Annotated in this window: 14 protein-coding genes and 3 pseudogenes; 6 read left to right on the top strand and 11 right to left on the bottom strand. The window is 72.6% G+C overall.

Translation table 11 applies throughout. The annotated features are described in order from the left end of the window. Nucleotides 1–22: 22 nt before the first annotated feature. Nucleotides 23–1,247: pseudogene (locus LRS07_RS06575) on the top strand (DUF445 domain-containing protein). A gap of 134 nt (nucleotides 1,248–1,381) precedes the next feature. Here LRS07_RS06575 and LRS07_RS06570 read toward each other — a convergent pair. Beyond that, complete coding sequence (locus LRS07_RS06570) at nucleotides 1,382–1,996, bottom strand: hemerythrin domain-containing protein (RefSeq protein ID WP_260501158.1); 615 nt, start codon at nucleotides 1,994–1,996, stop codon at nucleotides 1,382–1,384. 250 nt (nucleotides 1,997–2,246) lie between these two features. On the opposite strand from LRS07_RS06570, the gene LRS07_RS06565 reads away from it, so the two are divergent. The 3 genes from LRS07_RS06565 (at nucleotide 2,247) to LRS07_RS06555 (ending at nucleotide 6,034) form a co-directional block, all read left to right on the top strand. Next, the gene (locus LRS07_RS06565; protein WP_260501157.1) at nucleotides 2,247–2,762 is read left to right on the top strand and encodes a hypothetical protein; all 516 of its coding nucleotides are present in this window, start codon (nucleotides 2,247–2,249) and stop codon (nucleotides 2,760–2,762) included. 235 nt (nucleotides 2,763–2,997) lie between these two features. Then, nucleotides 2,998–3,633: a methylamine utilization protein gene (locus LRS07_RS06560; RefSeq protein WP_260501156.1), complete on the top strand. Its 636-nt coding sequence runs from the start codon at nucleotides 2,998–3,000 to the stop codon at nucleotides 3,631–3,633. Nucleotides 3,634–3,640: 7 nt separating this feature from the next. Beyond that, complete coding sequence (locus LRS07_RS06555; protein WP_260501155.1) at nucleotides 3,641–6,034, top strand: putative bifunctional diguanylate cyclase/phosphodiesterase; 2,394 nt, start codon at nucleotides 3,641–3,643, stop codon at nucleotides 6,032–6,034. Between the two features lie 10 nt (nucleotides 6,035–6,044). On the opposite strand, the gene LRS07_RS06550 is transcribed toward LRS07_RS06555, so the two are convergent. The 7 genes and pseudogenes from LRS07_RS06550 to LRS07_RS06525 form a co-directional block, all read right to left on the bottom strand. Continuing rightward, nucleotides 6,045–6,830 carry a hypothetical protein gene (locus tag LRS07_RS06550; protein ID WP_312028363.1) on the bottom strand — a complete coding sequence of 262 codons (786 nt, stop codon included), beginning with the start codon at nucleotides 6,828–6,830 and terminating at the stop codon, nucleotides 6,045–6,047. A 114-nt stretch (nucleotides 6,831–6,944) separates the two neighbouring features. Next, nucleotides 6,945–7,520 (bottom strand): transcription elongation factor GreB, encoded by a 576-nt coding sequence (gene greB, locus LRS07_RS06545; protein ID WP_260501154.1) that lies wholly within the window; start codon nucleotides 7,518–7,520, stop codon nucleotides 6,945–6,947. 59 nt (nucleotides 7,521–7,579) lie between these two features. Next, complete coding sequence (locus tag LRS07_RS06540; protein WP_260501153.1) at nucleotides 7,580–8,119, bottom strand: MarR family winged helix-turn-helix transcriptional regulator; 540 nt, start codon at nucleotides 8,117–8,119, stop codon at nucleotides 7,580–7,582. A 25-nt stretch (nucleotides 8,120–8,144) separates the two neighbouring features. Beyond that, the gene (locus LRS07_RS21975; protein ID WP_312028362.1) at nucleotides 8,145–8,780 is read right to left on the bottom strand and encodes a tripartite tricarboxylate transporter substrate-binding protein; all 636 of its coding nucleotides are present in this window, start codon (nucleotides 8,778–8,780) and stop codon (nucleotides 8,145–8,147) included. A gap of 67 nt (nucleotides 8,781–8,847) precedes the next feature. Continuing rightward, nucleotides 8,848–9,135: pseudogene (locus LRS07_RS21970) on the bottom strand (tripartite tricarboxylate transporter substrate-binding protein); the annotation flags it as partial. A gap of 49 nt (nucleotides 9,136–9,184) precedes the next feature. Then, nucleotides 9,185–11,047: a feruloyl-CoA synthase gene (locus LRS07_RS06530; protein WP_260501152.1), complete on the bottom strand. Its 1,863-nt coding sequence runs from the start codon at nucleotides 11,045–11,047 to the stop codon at nucleotides 9,185–9,187. Next, entirely contained in the window at nucleotides 11,047–11,874 is an 828-nt protein-coding gene (locus LRS07_RS06525) for a crotonase/enoyl-CoA hydratase family protein (RefSeq protein WP_260501151.1), read from the bottom strand. Before LRS07_RS06525 ends, LRS07_RS06530 begins: the two co-directional genes overlap by 1 nt. A 220-nt stretch (nucleotides 11,875–12,094) precedes the next feature. Between LRS07_RS06525 and LRS07_RS06520 the strand changes: the two genes are divergently transcribed. Further along, nucleotides 12,095–13,000, top strand: a complete 906-nt coding sequence (locus LRS07_RS06520) for an amidohydrolase family protein (RefSeq protein WP_260501150.1) — start codon at nucleotides 12,095–12,097, stop codon at nucleotides 12,998–13,000. A gap of 4 nt (nucleotides 13,001–13,004) precedes the next feature. Here the strand turns inward: LRS07_RS06520 and LRS07_RS06515 are convergent, their stop codons facing one another. Together LRS07_RS06515 and LRS07_RS06510 are read right to left on the bottom strand one after the other, a co-directional pair. Then, nucleotides 13,005–14,126, bottom strand: coding sequence for an NAD(P)/FAD-dependent oxidoreductase (locus LRS07_RS06515; RefSeq protein ID WP_260501149.1), 1,122 nt, complete (start codon nucleotides 14,124–14,126; stop codon nucleotides 13,005–13,007). Nucleotides 14,127–14,139: 13 nt separating this feature from the next. Continuing rightward, a pseudogene (locus LRS07_RS06510) lies at nucleotides 14,140–15,949 on the bottom strand (GspE/PulE family protein). Nucleotides 15,950–16,186: 237 nt separating this feature from the next. Between LRS07_RS06510 and LRS07_RS06505 the strand changes: the two are divergent. Next, a complete protein-coding gene (locus tag LRS07_RS06505) occupies nucleotides 16,187–16,780 on the top strand; it encodes a PEP-CTERM sorting domain-containing protein (protein WP_260501148.1) in 594 nt (197 codons plus the stop codon). Between the two features lie 59 nt (nucleotides 16,781–16,839). Here the strand turns inward: LRS07_RS06505 and LRS07_RS06500 are convergent, their stop codons facing one another. Next, a complete protein-coding gene (locus tag LRS07_RS06500; protein WP_260501147.1) occupies nucleotides 16,840–17,613 on the bottom strand; it encodes a methyltransferase domain-containing protein in 774 nt (257 codons plus the stop codon). Between the last annotated feature and the right edge of the window lie 31 nt (nucleotides 17,614–17,644).

The following is a 17,644-nucleotide window of genomic DNA, read 5'->3' as shown; positions in this document are numbered from 1 at the left end:
CCTGGCCCTCGGCCTGCGCCGCATGCAGCGCATCGCGCTGGCGCTGCTGGCGTCGGCGGCGCTGCTGTACGGGCTGGCGGTGACGCAGGAGCACCGCCATCCCGCCTGGGCCTACGTCGCCGCCTTCGCCGAAGCCGCGATGGTGGGCGCCATCGCCGACTGGTTCGCGGTGGTGGCGCTGTTCCGGCATCCGCTCGGCCTGCCCATCCGCGCACACCGCCATCGTGCCGGCCAACAAGGCCCGCATCGGCCGCCGGCTGGGCGACTTCATCGTCCAGCACTTCCTCGCGCCGGCGCCGCTGGTGCGGCGCCTGCAGGCCTGGGACCCCGCCGCGCGGCTCGCGCAATGGCTGTCGCAGCCGGCGCCGGCGGCGCGGGTGGCGGCCCACGTCTCGGGTGTGCTGGTGCACCTGCTGGCCGCCTTGGACGACGAGCGCGTGCAGCGCTTCGTCGAGGGCGCGGTGAGCCGCCGGCTGCAGCAGCTGGACATCGCGCCGCTCGCCGGCCGGCTGCTGCAGGGCCTGACCGCGGAAGGCCGGCACCAGGACCTGCTGGACCTGCTGATGCGCCAGCTCGGCGAGCGCCTGCAGGACGATTCGGTCAAGGCGCGGCTGGCCGAGATGATCGGCGCGGAGCTGCGCTACCTGCGCTACGTCGGCCTGGACCAGGTGGCCGCCAGCCTGGCCACCGACAAGCTCATCGCCAGCGTCGGCCGGCTGCTCGACGAGATGGCCGCCGACCGCGAGCACACGCTGCGCCAGCGCTTCGACGCGGCGGTGGACCGCTTCATCGAGCGCCTGCAGCACGATCCCGCGGCGCAGGACCGCGGGCGCGCGCTGATGGCCGAGCTGGTCACGCAGCCCGCCCTGCGCGACGCCCTCGCCGAGCTGTGGCGCGACCTGCGCCGCTGGCTGGAGGAGGGCCTCGGCGGCGACGACGGCCCCCTGCGCGAACGCCTGGCCGAGCAGGTGCAGCGCCTGGGCCGGCGCCTCGACGGCGACGCGGCGCTGCGCGACTGGCTCAACACGGAGCTGTGCCAGGCCGCGCCGCGCTGGCTCGACCGCTGGCGTCCCGAGATCGGCAACTACATCGCCGCGCAGGTGCAGGCCTGGGACACCGTCGCGCTGTCCGGCGAGCTGGAGCGGCACATCGGCCGCGACCTGCAGTTCGTTCGCATCAACGGCACGCTGGTCGGCGGCCTCGTCGGCCTGGGCATCCACAGCGTCACCGTCTGGCTGCGGGGCTGAGGGGCGATTCCCCTCGGGACAGGCCATGCAGTGGCCAGCGGCGGTGCTCGCCGACGAACGCTTCGCGATCCGGGTCTCCCGGTCGCGAAGCGAGCGCCCACGGGGGGGGCGGACGTCCGTCGGCGACGGCGGGGCTACATGCGTGCTGTCCCGCGCCACGCGCGGGACAGCAACCAGCCGCCCGCGATCAGGCCGCCGGCCATCAGCATGGCACCGGCCGGCATGGCCTTGACGCTGTTGATCGCGATCTGCGGGGCCTTCGGCCCGGCCAGCTGCAGCCGGCGCTTGGTCATCTGCGCGCCCAGCGCCTCCAGGCGGCCGGCGAGCAGGCGCTCGGCCTCGGGCAGCAGCACCGTCTCCTCGTCGGCGACGTGGTGCATGACGTCGCGCATGAGCGCCATCACGGTCTCGTCGTAGGCCAGGTCGCCGGGCGCCATGGCGCGCAGCTCGCCGATCAGGCGGCGCATGTCGTCGTGCTCCGGCTTGGCCTTGGCCAGCACCTCGTTGCCGCCGGCGACCTCGGCCATGGCGGGGTAGAAGATCTCTTCCTCGAGCTGCGCGTGGATCTCCAGCGCCAGGCAGAGGGTGTCGACGATGCCCTGCTTGCGCGCGGGCGAGGTGTCGGGCTGGTAGCCGTGGAAGGTGAGCAGCACGTGCGAGTGGTCCATGCGGATCATCTTCGTGATGCTGGGCGACAACTTGTGCACCAGCGAGCGGAAGGCGGTGGTGTCGGCGGCGTGCGAGGTCATGGCGACGGCTCCTCGGGGAAAGGGAAGCGGGAAGGCAGGGGAGGCTGAACCGGGGCAAGCCCCATTCCCTTCGGTGCGACCCTGACGGCCACGCCCCACAGGCGGTCGGCAGGTTTCGACCGGCGGATGGGAACAGGCGTTGCCGATTCCAACCGCCGGCCGCAACGGTCTGCCCGGCGGTCCGCCAAGGGCCACACGGCGCAGCGGACCACGGCGGCAACCACCCCCACAGCTCAGGAGCATTCACACCATGCGTCACCTCAAGACCCTCAGCGCCCTCGCCTGTACCGCCGCCCTCGCCGCGACGGTCGGCGTCGTGCAGGCCCAGTCCGGCACCTCCGGCAGCGCCGGCAACATGAACTCCGGCAGCAACACCAGCAGCGGCTCGCCCGGCTACGGCAACACCGCCCCGGCGGCCGGAACCACTGGCGCCGCGGGCACCGGCGCCGGCACCACCGGCGGCAGCACCGGCAGCGCCACCTCCGGGGCCGGCATGGGCGGCAGCGGCACCAGCGGCTCGACCATGGGCAGCGGCAACACCAGCGGCGCGGCGGGCACCGGCTCGACCGGCGCCGGTGGCATGGGCAGCAGCACCAGCGGCTCGACCATGGGCAGCGGCGCGGCCGGCACCGGCGGCACCACCGGCTCCACGATGGGCAGCGGCAGCACCGGCACCACCGGTGGCATGGGCAGCGGCTCGTCCACCGGCGGCGGCTACGGCGGCAGCACCGACACCAGCCGTCCGGCCCGCGCCGACCGCGGCTGACCGCACGCCTGCCGGCGCCTGCACACGCTGTCTGCGTCGGCAAGGGCGGCCCCGAGGGGCCGCCCTTTTTCTTTGGCCGAAGGCCGGGCGGCGGGTGCCCGGATGCGGCGAAGCGCGAAAAGCCGCGCAACCGGCGGTCAAGCCGCGGCGACGCCGGCCGATAAGGGATCGGAAGAGGCCGTTGTCGCAGGCACCGCGCCCGCCGGTCCTCGCCCACACTCGCCGGCCCACGCCCATGCTTTCGCGTTCCACCCTGCCCCTGTGCCGCCTGGCCCTGAGCGTTCCGTTCGCGCTGAGCGCGGGCGCCTGCGCGCCCGCCGGCGCGGTGGAACTGGTGGTCGCGGTCAGCGACGCGGCGGGCCGCGCGCTGCCCGACGCGGTGGTCGCCGCGGTGGCCCGCGGCGGCCGCACGGCGGCGGCGCCGGGCACCAGTGCGCAGCTGGCCCAGCGCGATCGCCAGTTCCAGCCGCAGGTGCTGGTGGTGCAGGCCGGCACCGCGGTGCACTTCCCGAACTTCGACACCGTGCGGCACCACGTCTATTCGGTCTCGCCCACCAAGCGCTTCGAACTCAAGCTCTACGCCGGCACGCCGGCACAGCCGGTGGTCTTCGAACGCGCCGGGGTGGCGGTGCTGGGCTGCAACATCCACGACCGCATGGCGGCCTGGCTGGCGGTGGTGGACACGCCGCATTTCGCGCTGACCGGCGCGACCGGTCAGGCCAGCCTGGACCTGCCGCCCGGTGCCTACCGGCTGCAGCTGTGGCACGTCGGCATGGGCGAAGAGGCCGGCTGGACCGAGCAGGCCGTCACCGTGGGCGGCGCACCGATGCGCCTGCAGGTCACGCTGGCGGGCGGCGGGCCGCGGCCCTGAGGCAGCCATGAGCGACCGCGCGAGCACCGCCTCCCGCACCGGCCTGCTGCCGCTGCTGCGCCGGCTGGACGTGCGCATCTTCGCGCTGTCGCTCGGGCTGCTGCTGCTGGTGCAGCTGGCCGGCTTCACCGCCATCCGCAGCAGCATCGAGCACAACGCCCGCCGGCAGATCGAGCGTGAACTGCAGACCGGCGAGAAGGTGCTGCGCCGGCTGTTGCTGCAGAACGCCGAACAGCTGGCGGCCGGCGCCCGCCTGCTGGCCGCCGACTACGGCTTCCGCGCCGCGGTGGGAAGCGGCGACCAGGGCACCGTGCTGGACGCGCTGGACAACCATGGCCAGCGCATCGGCGCCAGTGCCGCGCTCTTCACCGACAACCGCCAGCGGCTGGTCGCCAGCACGGCGGCCGGTGAAGCCGACCTGCCGACCATCGTGGCCGACAACCTGCGCTTCCAGCAGATCGCCGGCGAATCCGCGCAGGCGCCGGTCTACGTGCTCGACGGACAGCCTTTCCAGCTGGTCAGCGTGCCGGTGCGCGCGCCGCAGGTCATCGGCCATGTCTCGATGGGCTTTCCCATCAGCGCGCGGCTGGGCCAGGAACTCGAGGAGATGGTCGGCCTGAAGATGGAGCTGCTGTCGCGCGAACGCAGCGCGCGCGGCCTGCCGTGGCGGCCGCTGCCCGGCGCCGCAGCGACGGCCGCGAAGGTGGCGACGGCCTACCGCGAGGAGGACGGCTGGGGCCGTGTCGTGCTCGCCGGCGAGGACTACGGCGCGCGGCTGATGCCGCTGGCGATGAACGCACACGAGGAGGTGGCGGTGCTGCTGCTGCGCTCGGTCGACGCCGTGGTGGCGCCGTACCGCCAGCTGCAGTGGTCGCTGCTGGCGATCACCCTGGTCGGTGTCGGCGTCTTCGGCGCCGGCAGCCTGTTCACCGCGCGGCGCATCACCGGCCCGATCAAGCAGCTGTCGGCCAGCGCCGAGCGGCTGGGCGCCGGCGACTACTCCACGCCGGTGGCGGTGGCCAGCCAGGACGAGGTGCGCGACCTGGCCCATTCCTTCGAGTCGATGCGCCAGGCCATGCAGCAGCGCGAGGCGCAGATCCGCCGGCTGGCGTACTGGGACCCGCTGACCGGCCTGCCCAACCGCGAACAGCTGCGCGAGCGGATGACGCAGGCCACCCGCGGCGGCCTGCCCTGCGCGGTGCTGGTGCTCGACCTGGACCGCTTCAAGCACGTCAACGACGTGCTCGGCCAGGCCTTCGGCGACCGGCTGCTGCGCGAGATCGCCGGCCGGCTGGCCGGCAGCGTGCTGCGCGAGCACGACATGGTGGCGCGGCTGTCGGGCGACGAGTTCGCGGTGCTGCTGCCGCAGGCCGACGGCGAAGCCGCGATGGCGGTGGCGCAGCGGCTGCGCCAGGCGCTGGAGCGGCCGCTGTCGCTGGACGACCACACGGTGGACGCCAGCGCCGCCGTCGGCATCGCGCTGTACCCCACCCATGCGCACGAGGCCGACCTGCTGCTCGGGCACGCCGAGGTGGCGATGTACGCGGCCAAGGACCGGCGCTCCGGCGTGACCGTCTACGAGCCGGCGCTGGACTCGGCCAGCGCCGAGTCGCTGTCGCTGCTCAGCGAGCTGCGCGAGGCCGTCGCCGAGAACCAGCTGCGGCTGTACCTGCAGCCCAAGATCGCGCTGGCCGACGGCCGGGTGCTCGGCGCCGAGGCGCTGGTGCGCTGGCAGCACCCCAAGCGCGGCCTGGTGCCGCCGATGCAGTTCATCCCCTTCGCCGAGCAGACCGGCTTCATCCGCCAGCTCACCGGCTGGATGATCGAGCGCTGCGCGGCCCGGGCGCAGGCGCTGAAGAACCTCGACCTGCCGCTGAAGTTCTCGGTCAACCTGTCCACCCGCGACCTGCTGGACCAGGACCTGCCCGCCAAGCTGGAGCGGCTGCTGGTCGAGCGCAAGATGTCCTCCACCCTGGTGTGCCTGGAGATCACCGAGAGCGCCATCATGGACGACCCCGAACGTGCCCTGCAGACGCTGGCGCGGCTGCACGCGATGGGGCTGAAGCTGTCCATCGACGACTTCGGCACCGGCTACTCGTCGCTGGCCTACCTGAAGCGGCTGCCGCTGCACGAGCTGAAGATCGACCGCAGCTTCGTGATGGCGATGACACGCGACCCGGCCGACCGCAAGATCGTGCGCTCGACCATCGACCTGGCGCACAACCTGGGCCTGAGCGTCGTCGCCGAGGGCGTGGAAGACCGCGCCACCTGGGACCTGCTGCACGAGCTGGGCTGCGACGAGGGCCAGGGCTACCACATCGCCCGACCGATGCCGGAAGAGGAATTCGCCGGCTGGCTGATGGCCTGGTCGGCGCGCCAGGCCGACCCCGTCACCGCCTGAGCGACGGGCGTCAGCCGCCGGTCGACGCCGCGGCCAGCGCCGGGCCTCGGTCGGGCCCGAACAGCGCGGGGAAGGCGCTGGCCATCGGCTCGCGCTCCGGCAGCACGTAGACCACGCCGCCCGGCGTGGCGAAGGCGGGCTTGACCCAGCGCTCGTAGAACGCCACCGGCACGTTGACGCAGCCGTACGAGATGCGGTTGTCCGCCGGCGTCGGCGACGCCAGCCGCTGCAGCCGCCGCTCGGCCGGGTTGAGCGGCCGCACCCGGTGCAGCGACACCGCCGCGTCGTAGTCGACCCAGACGATGTCCTCGCCGGCCAGGTTGCGGCCGGGCTCGGCGACGAAGCGACCGGCCGGCGTGGTGCGTTCCTCGCGCCGGATGTCGGCCAGCGGCCGTTCGCCGATGCCGGGCACCGAGCGGTCCCCTTCCGCCAGCCCCAGCAGCACCGGGGCGCTGCCCAGCAGCCGGCCGGTGCCGTCGAACACCGACAGCCGCGCCGCCCGCTTGTCGATCACCGCGAAGGACCGGCCGCCGTGGTCGCCCCGGGCCACGACGCGGCGGACGAGGTCCGCCTGCGACCCGCCGACGGTCGGCGCCGGTTCCAGGCGCGACGTCGGACCGCTGGCGCCGCCACCCGGGCGCGGCGGGGGTGGGTTCGCCGGCGGCTGGTGCGGCGGGATGATCACCAGCGGCGGCGCCGCGGGACCGGTCAACGGCATGGGCGGCACACCGGGCCGTGTCGTGCAGCCCATGGCGGCGACGAGCACGGCGGCGGCGGCCAGCGCGCGGGCCGGCATGGCCGGGCGCCGGCAGCGGAGGGAGCGGACGGCACACGGAAGACTGGCCATGCCCCGACCACGGCAATCACCGGGCCCGAGCGGGGCCGATGATGGCGCGCCGACGTCGCAGCGTCAGCCGTCCGCTGCGCCGGGGGCCGGGTAGCGGACCGCCAGCACCTCCAGCCGCTCGACGCCGCCGGGGGTCGCGAGTTGCACCTCGTCGCCTTCGCACGACTTCAGCAGGGCGCGCGCGATCGGGGAGATCCAGCTCACCTCGCCCTTCAGGCTGTCGGCTTCGTCGATGCCCTTGATGGTGATCGTGCGCTCCTCGCCCCTGGCGTTGGCGTAGGTGACGGTGGCACCGAAGAAGACCTGGTCGCTGCCGTGGTGGGCCGAAGGGTCGGCCACCTCCGCCACGTCCAGCCGCTTGGTGAGGAAGCGGATGCGACGGTCGATCTCGCGCAGCCGCTTCTTGCCGTAGAGATAGTCGCCGTTCTCGGAGCGGTCGCCGTTCTTGGCGGCCCAGCTGACCACCTCGACCACCTTCGGCCGCTCGTCGTCGATCAGCGACAGCAGCTCCGCCCGCAGGCGCCGGTGGCCTTCGGGCGTCATGTAGTTGCGGGTGCCGGCGGGCAGCGGCGGCAGGCCCGGCAGGTCGTCGTCCTCGTCCTCGTTGCCGTCGCTCTCGCGGGTGAAGGCCTTGTTCATGCCAGCGATGGTAGGCCCGCCGGACCGGCGGGGCTCAACCGGGCGCCGGCCCGCCCACGTCAACCGGCGAGCTTGTCGAGCAGCTCGAACAGCAGCGCGCGTTCGCCGCTGCTCAGGCGCGCCAGCACGTCGTCTTCCATCGTCAGCGAGGCCTGCCGCGTGGCCTCGGCCAGCATGCGGCCGTCGTCGGTCAGGCAGACGATCTGCGCCCGGCGGTCGGCCTCGCTGCGCACGCGGGCGACGACACCACGCTCGACCAGTCGGTCGATCAGCAGCGTCAGGTGCGGCGGCTGCAGGGCCAGCGCCTGCGCCAGCTGCTTCTGGGTGATGCCGTCGTTCTCGGCCACCAGCTGCAGGATGGTGAATTCCACCGGCCGCAGCCGGAAGGGACGGCCCAGGTGCTCGACGAAGGCCTGCTTGGGCCGCACGTCGGCGCGGGCCAGACGGTAGCCCAGCAGGTGCACCATGCGCTGCTGCTTCAGCGCCGGCGCCACCGCGCGGGCCCGGCCCGCCGGCGCCGCCGCACGCCGGCGGCGGCCGGTCGGCGCCGCCCCGTTGCTGTCGTCATGGCTCGTCGGGTCGGCCGTGGGGACCGGCACGGTCGGCGTCACCACGACCGCACCGTCAGGCTTCGGGGGTGAACCCGACGCGCTTGACGATCGGACCCCAGGCCGCATGCTCCTCGCGGACGGCGCGGGCCATGTCGGTGTTGGCCGTCCAGGTCTCGACGCCGAGCTGGGCCAGCCCGTCGATCACGTCGGGCGAAGTGGCGGCGGCACGGATGCCGGCGGCCGCACGGGCGACGAGGTCGGCCGGGGTGCGGGCCGGCATGAAGAAGCCGTACCACTCCTGCATCTGCAGCGTCTTGAAGCCCTGCTCGGAATAGGTGGGCACGTCGGGCGTGAAGCGCGAGCGCTGCGCGCCGGAGGTCGCCAGCAGGCGCAGGCGGCCGGTCTTCAGGTGCGGCACGTAGTCGCCCACCGGGGACGACATGGACGACACCTGGCCGCCCAGCAGGTCCTGGATGCCCGGCGCCGAGCCCTTGTACGGCACATGGTTCAGGTCGACGCCGCTTTCCTTGGACAGCAGCGCGGCGATGAAGTGGTTGGGCGAGCCGGCGCCGGGGGTGCCGTAGTTGGCCTTGTCCGGGTTGGCCTTGGCCCAGGCGAGGAAGTCCCTGAGGTTCTTCACCGACTCGGGCACCGCCGGGCCGACGCCGAAGCCGAACTGGATGAACGCGCCGATCGCCACCGGGGTCACGTCCTCGGGGGGTGTAGCTCAGCTTCTGGAAGACGTAGGGGTACAGCGTGATCATCGACGCCGGGGTCAGCAGCATCGTGGTGCCGTCCGGCGCCGCGCGCCGGAGCTCTTCGACCGCCAGGCGGCCACCGGCGCCGGCCTTGTTCTCCACCAGCGTGTTGCGGGCGTAGGTGCCGCGCAGCTTGTCGGCGACCCGGCGCGTCACCGCGTCGGTGGTGCCACCGGCGGGGAAGCCGCACAGCAGGCGAGCGGTGTCCACCGCGGGTGCCGACTGGGCCAGCGACAGGCTGGGCAGCGCGGCCGATGCAGCCGCGGCACTGCCGGCGGCCAGAAGGTGTCGTCGGGTGTAGTTCATCTCGTCTCCTGTGGATCAGCTGAAAGGCGGGCGGCCGGTCTCGGGCCGGTCAGCGCCCTGGGAAGAAAACGTCCAGCGTGTCGGGGGCGTCGTACAGGGCGTTCACCAGGTCGGCGCGGCAAGCGAGCACCGCGCGCTGGTTGATCGAGCCCTTGTCGGTGATCTCGCCGCGGTCGATCTGCGGCGGCTCCAGCATGACATGCAACCGGGCCACCCGGTTGGCACTGCCGGTGCCCGCGGCCCACAACCGGTCGACCAGTCCCTGGAAGAACGCACGCACCGGCGGCTGCCGCAGCACCTCCGCCATCGGCATCGACCGGTCGACGCCGGCCAGCGCACGGCATTCGTCGGGACGCGGGAAGACCAGCAGGCCGACTTCGCCGCGGTTGAGGCCGGTGGCCACCGAGTCCTGCACCAGCGGCGCCCCTTCCAGCGCCGCGCGCGCGCGCAGCGGGCCGACGCTGACGAAGGTGCCGGTGCCGAGCTTGAAGTCCTCGGCGATGCGGCCGTCGAACATCAGGCCCTTGCCAGGGTTCGCCGGGTCGATCCACTTCACCGCGTCGCCGGTGCGGTAGAAGCCCTCCTCGTCGAAGGCTTCGGCGGTCTGCTCGGGCGCACGCCAGTAGCCGGGCATGACGTTGGGGCCGCGGAAGCGCACCTCGGTCTTGCCATGCTCGCCCAGGCCGTCGGGCACCAGCTTGACCTCGACCCCCGGCGCCGGCAGGTCGACGTGGCCGGACTGCACGTCCGGCGTCAGCGCGAAGGTGCAGGACGGCGCGGTCTCCGTCATGCCCAGGCCGGTGAAGACGCTGACGCGCTCGCCGATGGTGGTTTCGGCCAGCCGGTCGAGCCGGTCCCAGGTGGCCTGCGACAGGCCGGCGCCGGCGAACATGAAGGCCTTGACGCGGGCGAAGAAGCGCTCGCGCAGCACGTCGTCGTGCTCCATGGCGCTGGCGATCTCGTCCAGCCCCTTGGGCACGTTGAAGTAGATGGTGGGGGAGATCTCGCGCAGGTTGCGCAGCGTCTCGGCGATGCCGGCGGCGGTGGGCTTGCCCTCGTCGATGTACAGCGTGCCGCCGTGGTAGACCACCAGCCCGACGTTCTGGTTGCCGCCGAAGGTGTGGTTCCAGGGCAGCCAGTCGACCAGCACCGGCGGCTCTTCGGTGAGCACCTTCATGCACTGCGCCGTCATCTGCTGGTTGGAACACAGCATGCGCTGGGTGTTGACCACGCCCTTGGGGTTCTTCGTCGAGCCGGAGGTGAAGAGGAACTTGGCGATGGTGTCCGGGCCGACCTGGTCGTGCGCGGCCGCGCCCTCGGCCCCGGGCACGGTGGCGAGCAGCGCGTCGAACGACGTGCAGCGGCGGCCGGCGATCGCGCCTTCGGTGAACACCAGCTCCACGTCGGCCGGCACCACCGCCTCGATCGCCTTCGCGAAGGGGCCGGCGTGCGAGGCGAACACCAGCCCGGGGGTGATGACGCCCAGGATGTGACGCAGCTTGCCGTAGTCCTGCGACACCAGCGAGTACGCCGGCGAGACCGGCGCGAACGGCACCCCCACCCACATGCAGGCCAGCGCCAGCGTCAGGTGCTCGAGGTCGTTGTCCGACAGGATGGCCACCGGCCGCTCGGGCGACAGGCCACGGGCGGCCAGCGCCTGGCCGACGCGCTGCACGCGGTCGAGCATCTCGGCGAAGGAGATGCGCCGCCAGTCGCCGCCGGCCACCCGCTTGGCCGCCAGCGTGCGCTCGGGTGCCTCGGCGGCCCAGTGCTCGAGCCGGTCGGTCAGGCGCCGGGGATAGGGCTGCAGGGACTCGGTGGAGCGCAGCACCGCGCTGCCGTCCGCCCGCGGCTCCAGCACCGCCTCCAGGCAGCCGCCGATGCTGGCCGCCCTGTAGTTCCCGGCGGCCATCACGCGCCCTCCGGCTTCACCTTGCCCGCCTTGCCCGACAGGAAGGCGCGCAGGCGCTCCTTGGCCGCGTCGTCCCCCTGCGCCATGCCGGCCATCAACGATTCGAGGAACAGGCCCTCCGCCGGCGGCAGGTCGGCGATGCGGGGCAGCGCCTGCATCACCGCGAAGGTGGACAGCGGCGCGTTCTGCGCGATCCGGCGCGCCAATTCCACCGCCTTGTCCACCGCACCACCTGCCGGCACCCGGTAGGTGCACAGGCCCACCCGCTCGCCCTCGTCGGCGTTGAGCACGCGGCCGGTGAGCATCATGTCGGCCATGCGGGCGGCGCCCATCAGCCGCGGCACGCGCACCGAGCCGCCGCCGCCGACGAAGATGCCGCGCTGCCCCTCGGGAAACCCGAAGTAGGCCGAGTCGTCCGCCACGCGGATGTGGCAGGCCGAGGCGATCTCCAGCCCGCCGCCGACCACCGCGCCGTGCAGCGCCGCCACCACCGGCACGCGGCCGTACTGGATGTCGTCGAAACACGCATGCCAGGTGCGCGAGTGCAGCGCGCCTTCGATCGCGCTGCGCTCGGCCAGCTCCGACAGGTCCAGCCCGGCGCAGAAGTGGTCGCCGGCGCCGCTGAGCACCACCGCCCGCACCTCCTTCGGCAGGTTGATGAAGACGGTGTGGACCTGCTTGATCAGGTCGTCGTTGATCGCGTTGCGCTTGGCCGGGCGGTTCAGGCGCAGCTGCAGCACCGGGCCGTCGACCGACACCGCCACCAGGGGCAGTGTGCCGAGCAGGCCGTCCACGGGGACAAAGGAATCGGCAGGAGATGTGGGCATGGCGGGCCTCGGGAAATTACTTAAATACTCTAATCAGTTGCCAGGCCTGCGACATACGGGATTACCCGCTGTCGCCTGCCCGCTCCGCGACCTCCAATCCTTTGCACGTGTTGTCGCTTTCACGATCCATGGCCGGGCGCGATCACGCGTCGCGCGGGCTCGCCAAGCGGTCGTAATGCTTCAATAATTCAACCATCAGCACCGCCCGCAGGGGACCGCCTTGAACACCGACGACCTGATCGCCATCGACACCCACACCCACCTGGAGGTGTCGTGCTGGAACCCCTTCGACAGCTACGGCGAGGAGTACGACCGCGCGGCGGACAAGTACTTCCGCTCCAGCCGCCGTCCGACGATGGACGAGACGCTGGCCTACTACCGCGAGCGCAAGGTCGGCTTCGTGATGTTCAGCGTCGACGCCGAGGCCCAGCTCGGCCGGCGCCGCATCCCCAACGAGGAGATCGCCGAGGCGGCGCAGAAGAACCCGGACATCATGATCGCCTTCGGCAGCGTCGACCCGCACAAGGGGAAGATGGGCGCACGCGAGGTGCGGCGGCTGATCGAGGAACACGGCGTCAAGGGCTTCAAGTTCCACCCCACGGTGCAGGGGTTCGAGCCGGCCGACAAGATGGCCTGGCCACTCTACGAGGTGATTGCCGAGTACCAGTTGCCGGCCATCTTCCACAGCGGCCATTCGGGCATCGGCTCGGGCATGCGCTGCGGCGGCGGCCTGCGGCTGCAGAACAGCAACCCGATGCTGCTGGAGGACGTGGCCATCGCCTTCCCCGACATGCAGATCGTGGTCGCCCACCCGAGCTGGCCGTGGCAGGACGAGGCGATCTCGCTGGCCATGCACAAGCCGAACATCTGGATCGACCTGTCGGGCTGGAGCCCGAAGTATTTTCCGGCGCAGCTCATCCAATACGCCAACACGCTGCTCAAGGACCGCATGCTCTTCGGCAGCGACTTCCCGCTCATCACGCCCGACCGGTGGATGAAGGACTACGAGGAAGCGGGCTTCAGGCCGGAGGTCAAGCCGCTGATCCAGAAGGACAACGCGATGCGGCTGCTGAAGATCGGGCCCTATGCGCCGAAGGGTGAGACGGCGCCTCCAGCGGCCGCCTAGAACCTCAGGCCAGCAGCGCGGCGACCTGGTCGCCGATGGCCAGCGACGCGGTGAGGCCGGGCGACTCGATGCCGAGCAGGTTGACCAGCCCCGGCAGGCCATGCCGCTGCGGACCGTCGAGCCGGAAGTCCGGCGCCGGTTCGTGCCGGCGGTGGATCTTCGGCCGCACGCCGGCGTAGGCCGGCTGCAGCGCCCCGTCGGGCAGGCCCGGCCACCAGCGACGGATGGCACCGTAGAACACCTCGGCCCGCTGCGGGTCGACCCGGTAGTCGATGGTGCGCGGATCGGTGTCGTCGGGCAGCCATTCGGCATCCGGGCCGAAACGGGCCTGGCCCTGCAGGTCCAGCGTGAGGTGCACGCCGAGCCAGGCGCCGCTGTGCATGGGGTAGACCAGCCGCGAGAACGGCGAGCGGCCGGCCAGCGAGAAATAGCTGCCCTTGCACCAGCCGGGCGTGGGCACGTGCTCGGCCCCCAGGCCCTGCGTGCGGGCGGCGATCTCCGGTGCGAAGAGGCCGCCGGCGTTGACCACCCGTTGCGCCTGCAGCGTCATGGCCGGGTCGCCGGCGACCTCGACTTCGAAGCCGCCGCCGGGCAGCGCGGTCAGCCGCTGCACCTCGCCGTCCAGCGCCAGCACGGCGCCGTGCGCCTGCGCATCGGCCAGCAACGACAGCATCAGGCCGTGGCTGTCGACGATGCCGGTGGACGGCGACCAGAGCCCGGCCACGCAGTGGAGTTCCGGCTCCATCGCCCTCGCCTGTTCGGCGGACAGCCGCTGCACGTCGACCACGCCGTTGGCATGGGCGGTGGCGTGCAGCGCCGCCAGCGCCGGCAGTTGCCCTTCGTCCACCGCCACGATGAGCTTGCCGCAGCGCCGGTGCGCGATGCCCCGCTCGGCGCAGAAGGCGTACAGCGCATCGCGCCCCGCCACGCACAGCCGCGCCTTGTTCGACCCGGTGGCGTAGTACAGCCCGGCGTGGATCACCTCGCTGTTGCGCGCGCTGGCGCCGGTGCCGAAGGCGGTCTCGCGCTCGACGACGACCACCTCGCGGCCGGCCCGGGCCAGGCTGCGCGCGCAGGCCAGGCCGACCACGCCGGCGCCGATCACGAGCGTGTCGATGTGGTCCATCGGCGGGGGCGGGTCAGGACTCCCACGCCGGGGTGGTGCGCAGCACCTCCTCCAGCGTGGTCAGCCCCTCGGCGACCTTCATGGCGCCCGCCAGGCGCAGCGGGTGCATGCCGTCGGCCACCGCCTGGCGGCGCAGGGCGTCGACGTCCATGCGCGGATGGATGTGGCGACGGGCGGCGTCGGTCAGGCACATCAGCTCGTACAGCCCGGCGCGGCCGCGGTAGCCGGTGTGCCGGCACTCCAGGCAGCCCACCGGCTTGTACGGCCGCACGCCCCCCTTCAACCGCCAGGGCTTGACCACCTCGTCCAGCGCCTCGCGGGGGGTGCCGTCGTCGCGCGCCTTGCAGGCCGGACAGAGCGTGCGCGCCAGCCGCTGCGCCAGCACCCCGTTGACGGTGGCGCCGATCAGGTAGGGCGGCACGCCCAGGTCGGCCAGGCGGGTGATGGCCGAGGCCGCGTCGTTGGTGTGCAGGGTGGAGAACACCAGGTGGCCGGTGAGCGCCGCCTGGATGGCCATCTCCGCCGTGGCCAGGTCGCGGATCTCGCCGACCATGATGATGTCCGGGTCCTGCCGCATGAGCGCGCGCAGGCCCTCGGCGAAATTGAAGTCCAGCGCCGGCTGCACCTGCGTCTGGTTCAGCGCCGGCTCCACCATCTCGATCGGGTCCTCGATGGTGCAGACGTTGACCTCGTCGGTGGCCAGGCGCTTGAGCGTGGCGTACAGGGTGGTGGTCTTGCCGGAGCCGGTGGGGCCGGTGACCAGGATGATGCCGTGCGGGCGTGCGATCAGCTCGCCCCAGCGCTGGGCATCATGGCTGGAGAAGCCCAACGCGTCGGTGCTCTTGACCACGGTGTCGGGGTCGAAGATGCGCATCACCATCTTCTCGCCGAAGGCGGTGGGCAGCGTGGCCAGGCGCATCTCCACCTCGCCGCCGGGCTGCCCGGCCAGGTCGGGGCGGCGGGTCTTGATGCGGCCGTCCAGCGGCCGGCGCTTCTCCACCACGTCCATGCGGCCGAGCAGCTTGATGCGCGCGGTCATCGCGTTCATCACCTGCAGCGGCACCTGGTAGACGGTGTGCAGCACGCCGTCGATGCGGAAGCGGATGACGCCGAGCTCCCGCCGCGGCTCCAGGTGGATGTCGCTGGCCCGCTGGTCGAAGGCGTACTGCCACAGCCAGTCGACCACCTGCACCACGCCCTGGTCGTTGGCGTCGAGCTGCTTGTTGGACCGGCCCAGTTCGACCAGCTGCTCGAAGCTGGCGAGGCCGGAGCTCTCGCCGTTCTTCTGCGCCGCACGCACCGAGCGGGCCAGCGTGTAGAACTCGGTGGTGTAGCGCTGCAGCTCCAGCGGGCTGGCGACCACCAGCTTCAGCGCCTTGCGGGTGTGGGCCTCGATCTCCGGCAGCCAGCCCAGGTCGAAGGGCTCGCTGGTGGCCAGCGTGACCTCGGTCGGGCCGACCAGCACCGGCAGCACGTGGCGGGCTTCCGCGTACTGCACCGACATCACCTCGGCCACCCGGCCGACGTCCAGCTTGAGGGGGGTCGATGCGCAGGTAGGGCAGCCCCGCCCAGCGCGCCAGCCATTCGGTCAGCGCCTCGGTGTCCAGTGCCCGGCCGCTGCCCTGCTGCGTCAGGCCGGCCTGGCCCAGCCGCACCAGCGGGTGCTGGCGCGAATCGCCGGCGCCGAAGCGGCGCGTCACCCGGTCGGCGTCGTCGGCGCTGATCACCCCGTCGTCGAGCAGGCCCTGCAGCAGCGCTCGCCAATCCAGCCGTCCCCGGGGATGGGGGGCGACGCGGTTTGTGGGCCGGGGCCGGGGGCGCAACCGCGGGCGCGGCGGCAGAGACGGAGGGCATGCCGGCGATGCTAGCGCCCTCCCCGACCCGGCAATGCGCGGAAATGGGCCGCCGCAGCCCCCCTCACGGCACACCTGAAACAAGGGGGGACACCGTTCGCCCCCTTTGCCCGTGCCAATTCGTTTCGTAAGCTGCCGTGCCGAACGCGCGGCTGGCGCCGCCGGGCTGATCGTCATTCCAACAGAACCTCAGGGGGAGGGCTTGCCATGAAGCTCCATTCGATCGTCGCGGCCGCCCTGCTGGCCTGTGGCGCTGCACACGCCACGGTGGTGGTCAACACGGTGGGCCCGGTGACCACCTACTTCGAGGACTTCAACGGGGGGTCGTCCTTCACCGGCGGGGCGCTCATTCCCGACTCGGGAGACGACTATCTGCTCGTCATCGACGTCCCACCGCTGTTCGTCGCACCACTGGCCACCTACACCTTCAACGCCAGCACCCCCCTGTCGTCGCTGGAGCTGAGCTTCTGGTACTCGGTGCCCGGCGACCTCAGCGGCGCGGTGGCGCTGGTGAGCATCGGGACCGCCGTGCTGCCCGACACCCCGGGCGACGCCTTCTCCTTCCTCGTCAACAACCCCGGCCCCGCCGGCAACGGGGACGATGCCTTCATCAACGCGACGCTGACCCTGCTGCCCGCCGGCGACTACACGCTGGCCTTCGCCAGCGCACCAGGCGCCGCGGTGAAGATCGACGACGTGACGATCATCACCACGGCCATTCCCGAGCCGGAGACCTATGCCCTGCTGCTCGGCGGCCTGGGCGTGATGGGCCTGGCCGCCCGGCGCCGCCAGGGCCGCTGACCGGCCCAGCAGCCGCCCGCCCAAGCGGGCGCGGCTGCGACCCGCGCTGCGCCCGGCCGTCACACCGGCCGCACCATGCGCAGCCACTTGCGCGCAGGCAGGCCGCAGCGCCGTTCGATGGCCGCGGCGCGGGCGGTGAGGGTGTCTCGGTCGGGCACCGTCACGCCCGCCGCACCGACCAGCACGGTGTTGCCCTCCCGCGTCGGCCGCAGCGACCAGACCTGGTCGCGGCCGAAGGCGGCCACCACCCGCTCGGCGCTGGCCTCGAAGCTGGCGTGGCGGCCGAAGAGGTTGACGGTCATCACCCCGCCATCGGCAAGCAGCCGACGGCAACCGGCGTAGAAGGCGGCGTCGTCCAGCACCGGCGCGGCGGCATCGCGGTCGTAGAGGTCGACGCAGAGCACGTCGACGCTGCCGGCGCGCGCCGGGTCGGCGACCACGTCGGCCGCATCGGCCTGCAGCACCGTCAGCCGCGCGTCGTCGGGCGGCAGCCGGAACCAGGTGCGGCAGGCGGCGATGACCTGCGGGTTGAGTTCCACCGCCGTGGTCGTCATGCGCAGCCGGCGCAGGCAAAACTTGGTGATCGCCGCGGCGCCCAGGCCCAACTGCATCGCATGCCGCTGCGACAGGCCTTCCAGGCCGGTGAACAGCAGCCAGACCATCATGCGCTGCACGTATTCGAGGTGGAGGCCGTTCGGGTCGGCCACCGCCATGGAGCCCTGGATCCACGGGCTGTCCAGGTGCAGGTGGCGCACGCCGTCGTGCTCGGACAGGGTGACGCCGGGCAGCGGCGACGGACGCGGTGACGGTGGGGACGGCGGGCGGCGCGGCATGAGGGTCGGCAGCCTAACGCACCGCCCGTCG

It is taken from the genome of Aquabacterium sp. J223 (assembly GCF_024666615.1).
GTDB lineage: Bacteria > Pseudomonadota > Gammaproteobacteria > Burkholderiales > Burkholderiaceae_C > J223.
Note: the sequence above shows the minus strand (reverse complement) of the source record. Positions and strands in the feature narration are given on the sequence as shown.

What these genes read in the sequence shown, in the direction of transcription:
- LRS07_RS06570 (WP_260501158.1), bottom strand. Translation starts at nt 1,996, where the DNA reads ATGACCTCGCACGCCGCCGACACCACCGCCTTCCGCTCGCTGGTGCAC.
- LRS07_RS06565 (WP_260501157.1), top strand. Translation starts at nt 2,247, where the DNA reads ATGCGTCACCTCAAGACCCTCAGCGCCCTCGCCTGTACCGCCGCCCTC.
- LRS07_RS06560 (WP_260501156.1), top strand. Translation starts at nt 2,998, where the DNA reads ATGCTTTCGCGTTCCACCCTGCCCCTGTGCCGCCTGGCCCTGAGCGTT.
- LRS07_RS06555 (WP_260501155.1), top strand. Translation starts at nt 3,641, where the DNA reads ATGAGCGACCGCGCGAGCACCGCCTCCCGCACCGGCCTGCTGCCGCTG.
- LRS07_RS06550 (WP_312028363.1), bottom strand. Translation starts at nt 6,830, where the DNA reads ATGCCGGCCCGCGCGCTGGCCGCCGCCGCCGTGCTCGTCGCCGCCATG.
- greB (WP_260501154.1), bottom strand. Translation starts at nt 7,520, where the DNA reads ATGAACAAGGCCTTCACCCGCGAGAGCGACGGCAACGAGGACGAGGAC.
- LRS07_RS06530 (WP_260501152.1), bottom strand. Translation starts at nt 11,047, where the DNA reads ATGGCCGCCGGGAACTACAGGGCGGCCAGCATCGGCGGCTGCCTGGAG.
- LRS07_RS06525 (WP_260501151.1), bottom strand. Translation starts at nt 11,874, where the DNA reads ATGCCCACATCTCCTGCCGATTCCTTTGTCCCCGTGGACGGCCTGCTC.
- LRS07_RS06515 (WP_260501149.1), bottom strand. Translation starts at nt 14,126, where the DNA reads ATGGACCACATCGACACGCTCGTGATCGGCGCCGGCGTGGTCGGCCTG.
- LRS07_RS06505 (WP_260501148.1), top strand. Translation starts at nt 16,187, where the DNA reads ATGAAGCTCCATTCGATCGTCGCGGCCGCCCTGCTGGCCTGTGGCGCT.
- LRS07_RS06500 (WP_260501147.1), bottom strand. Translation starts at nt 17,613, where the DNA reads ATGCCGCGCCGCCCGCCGTCCCCACCGTCACCGCGTCCGTCGCCGCTG.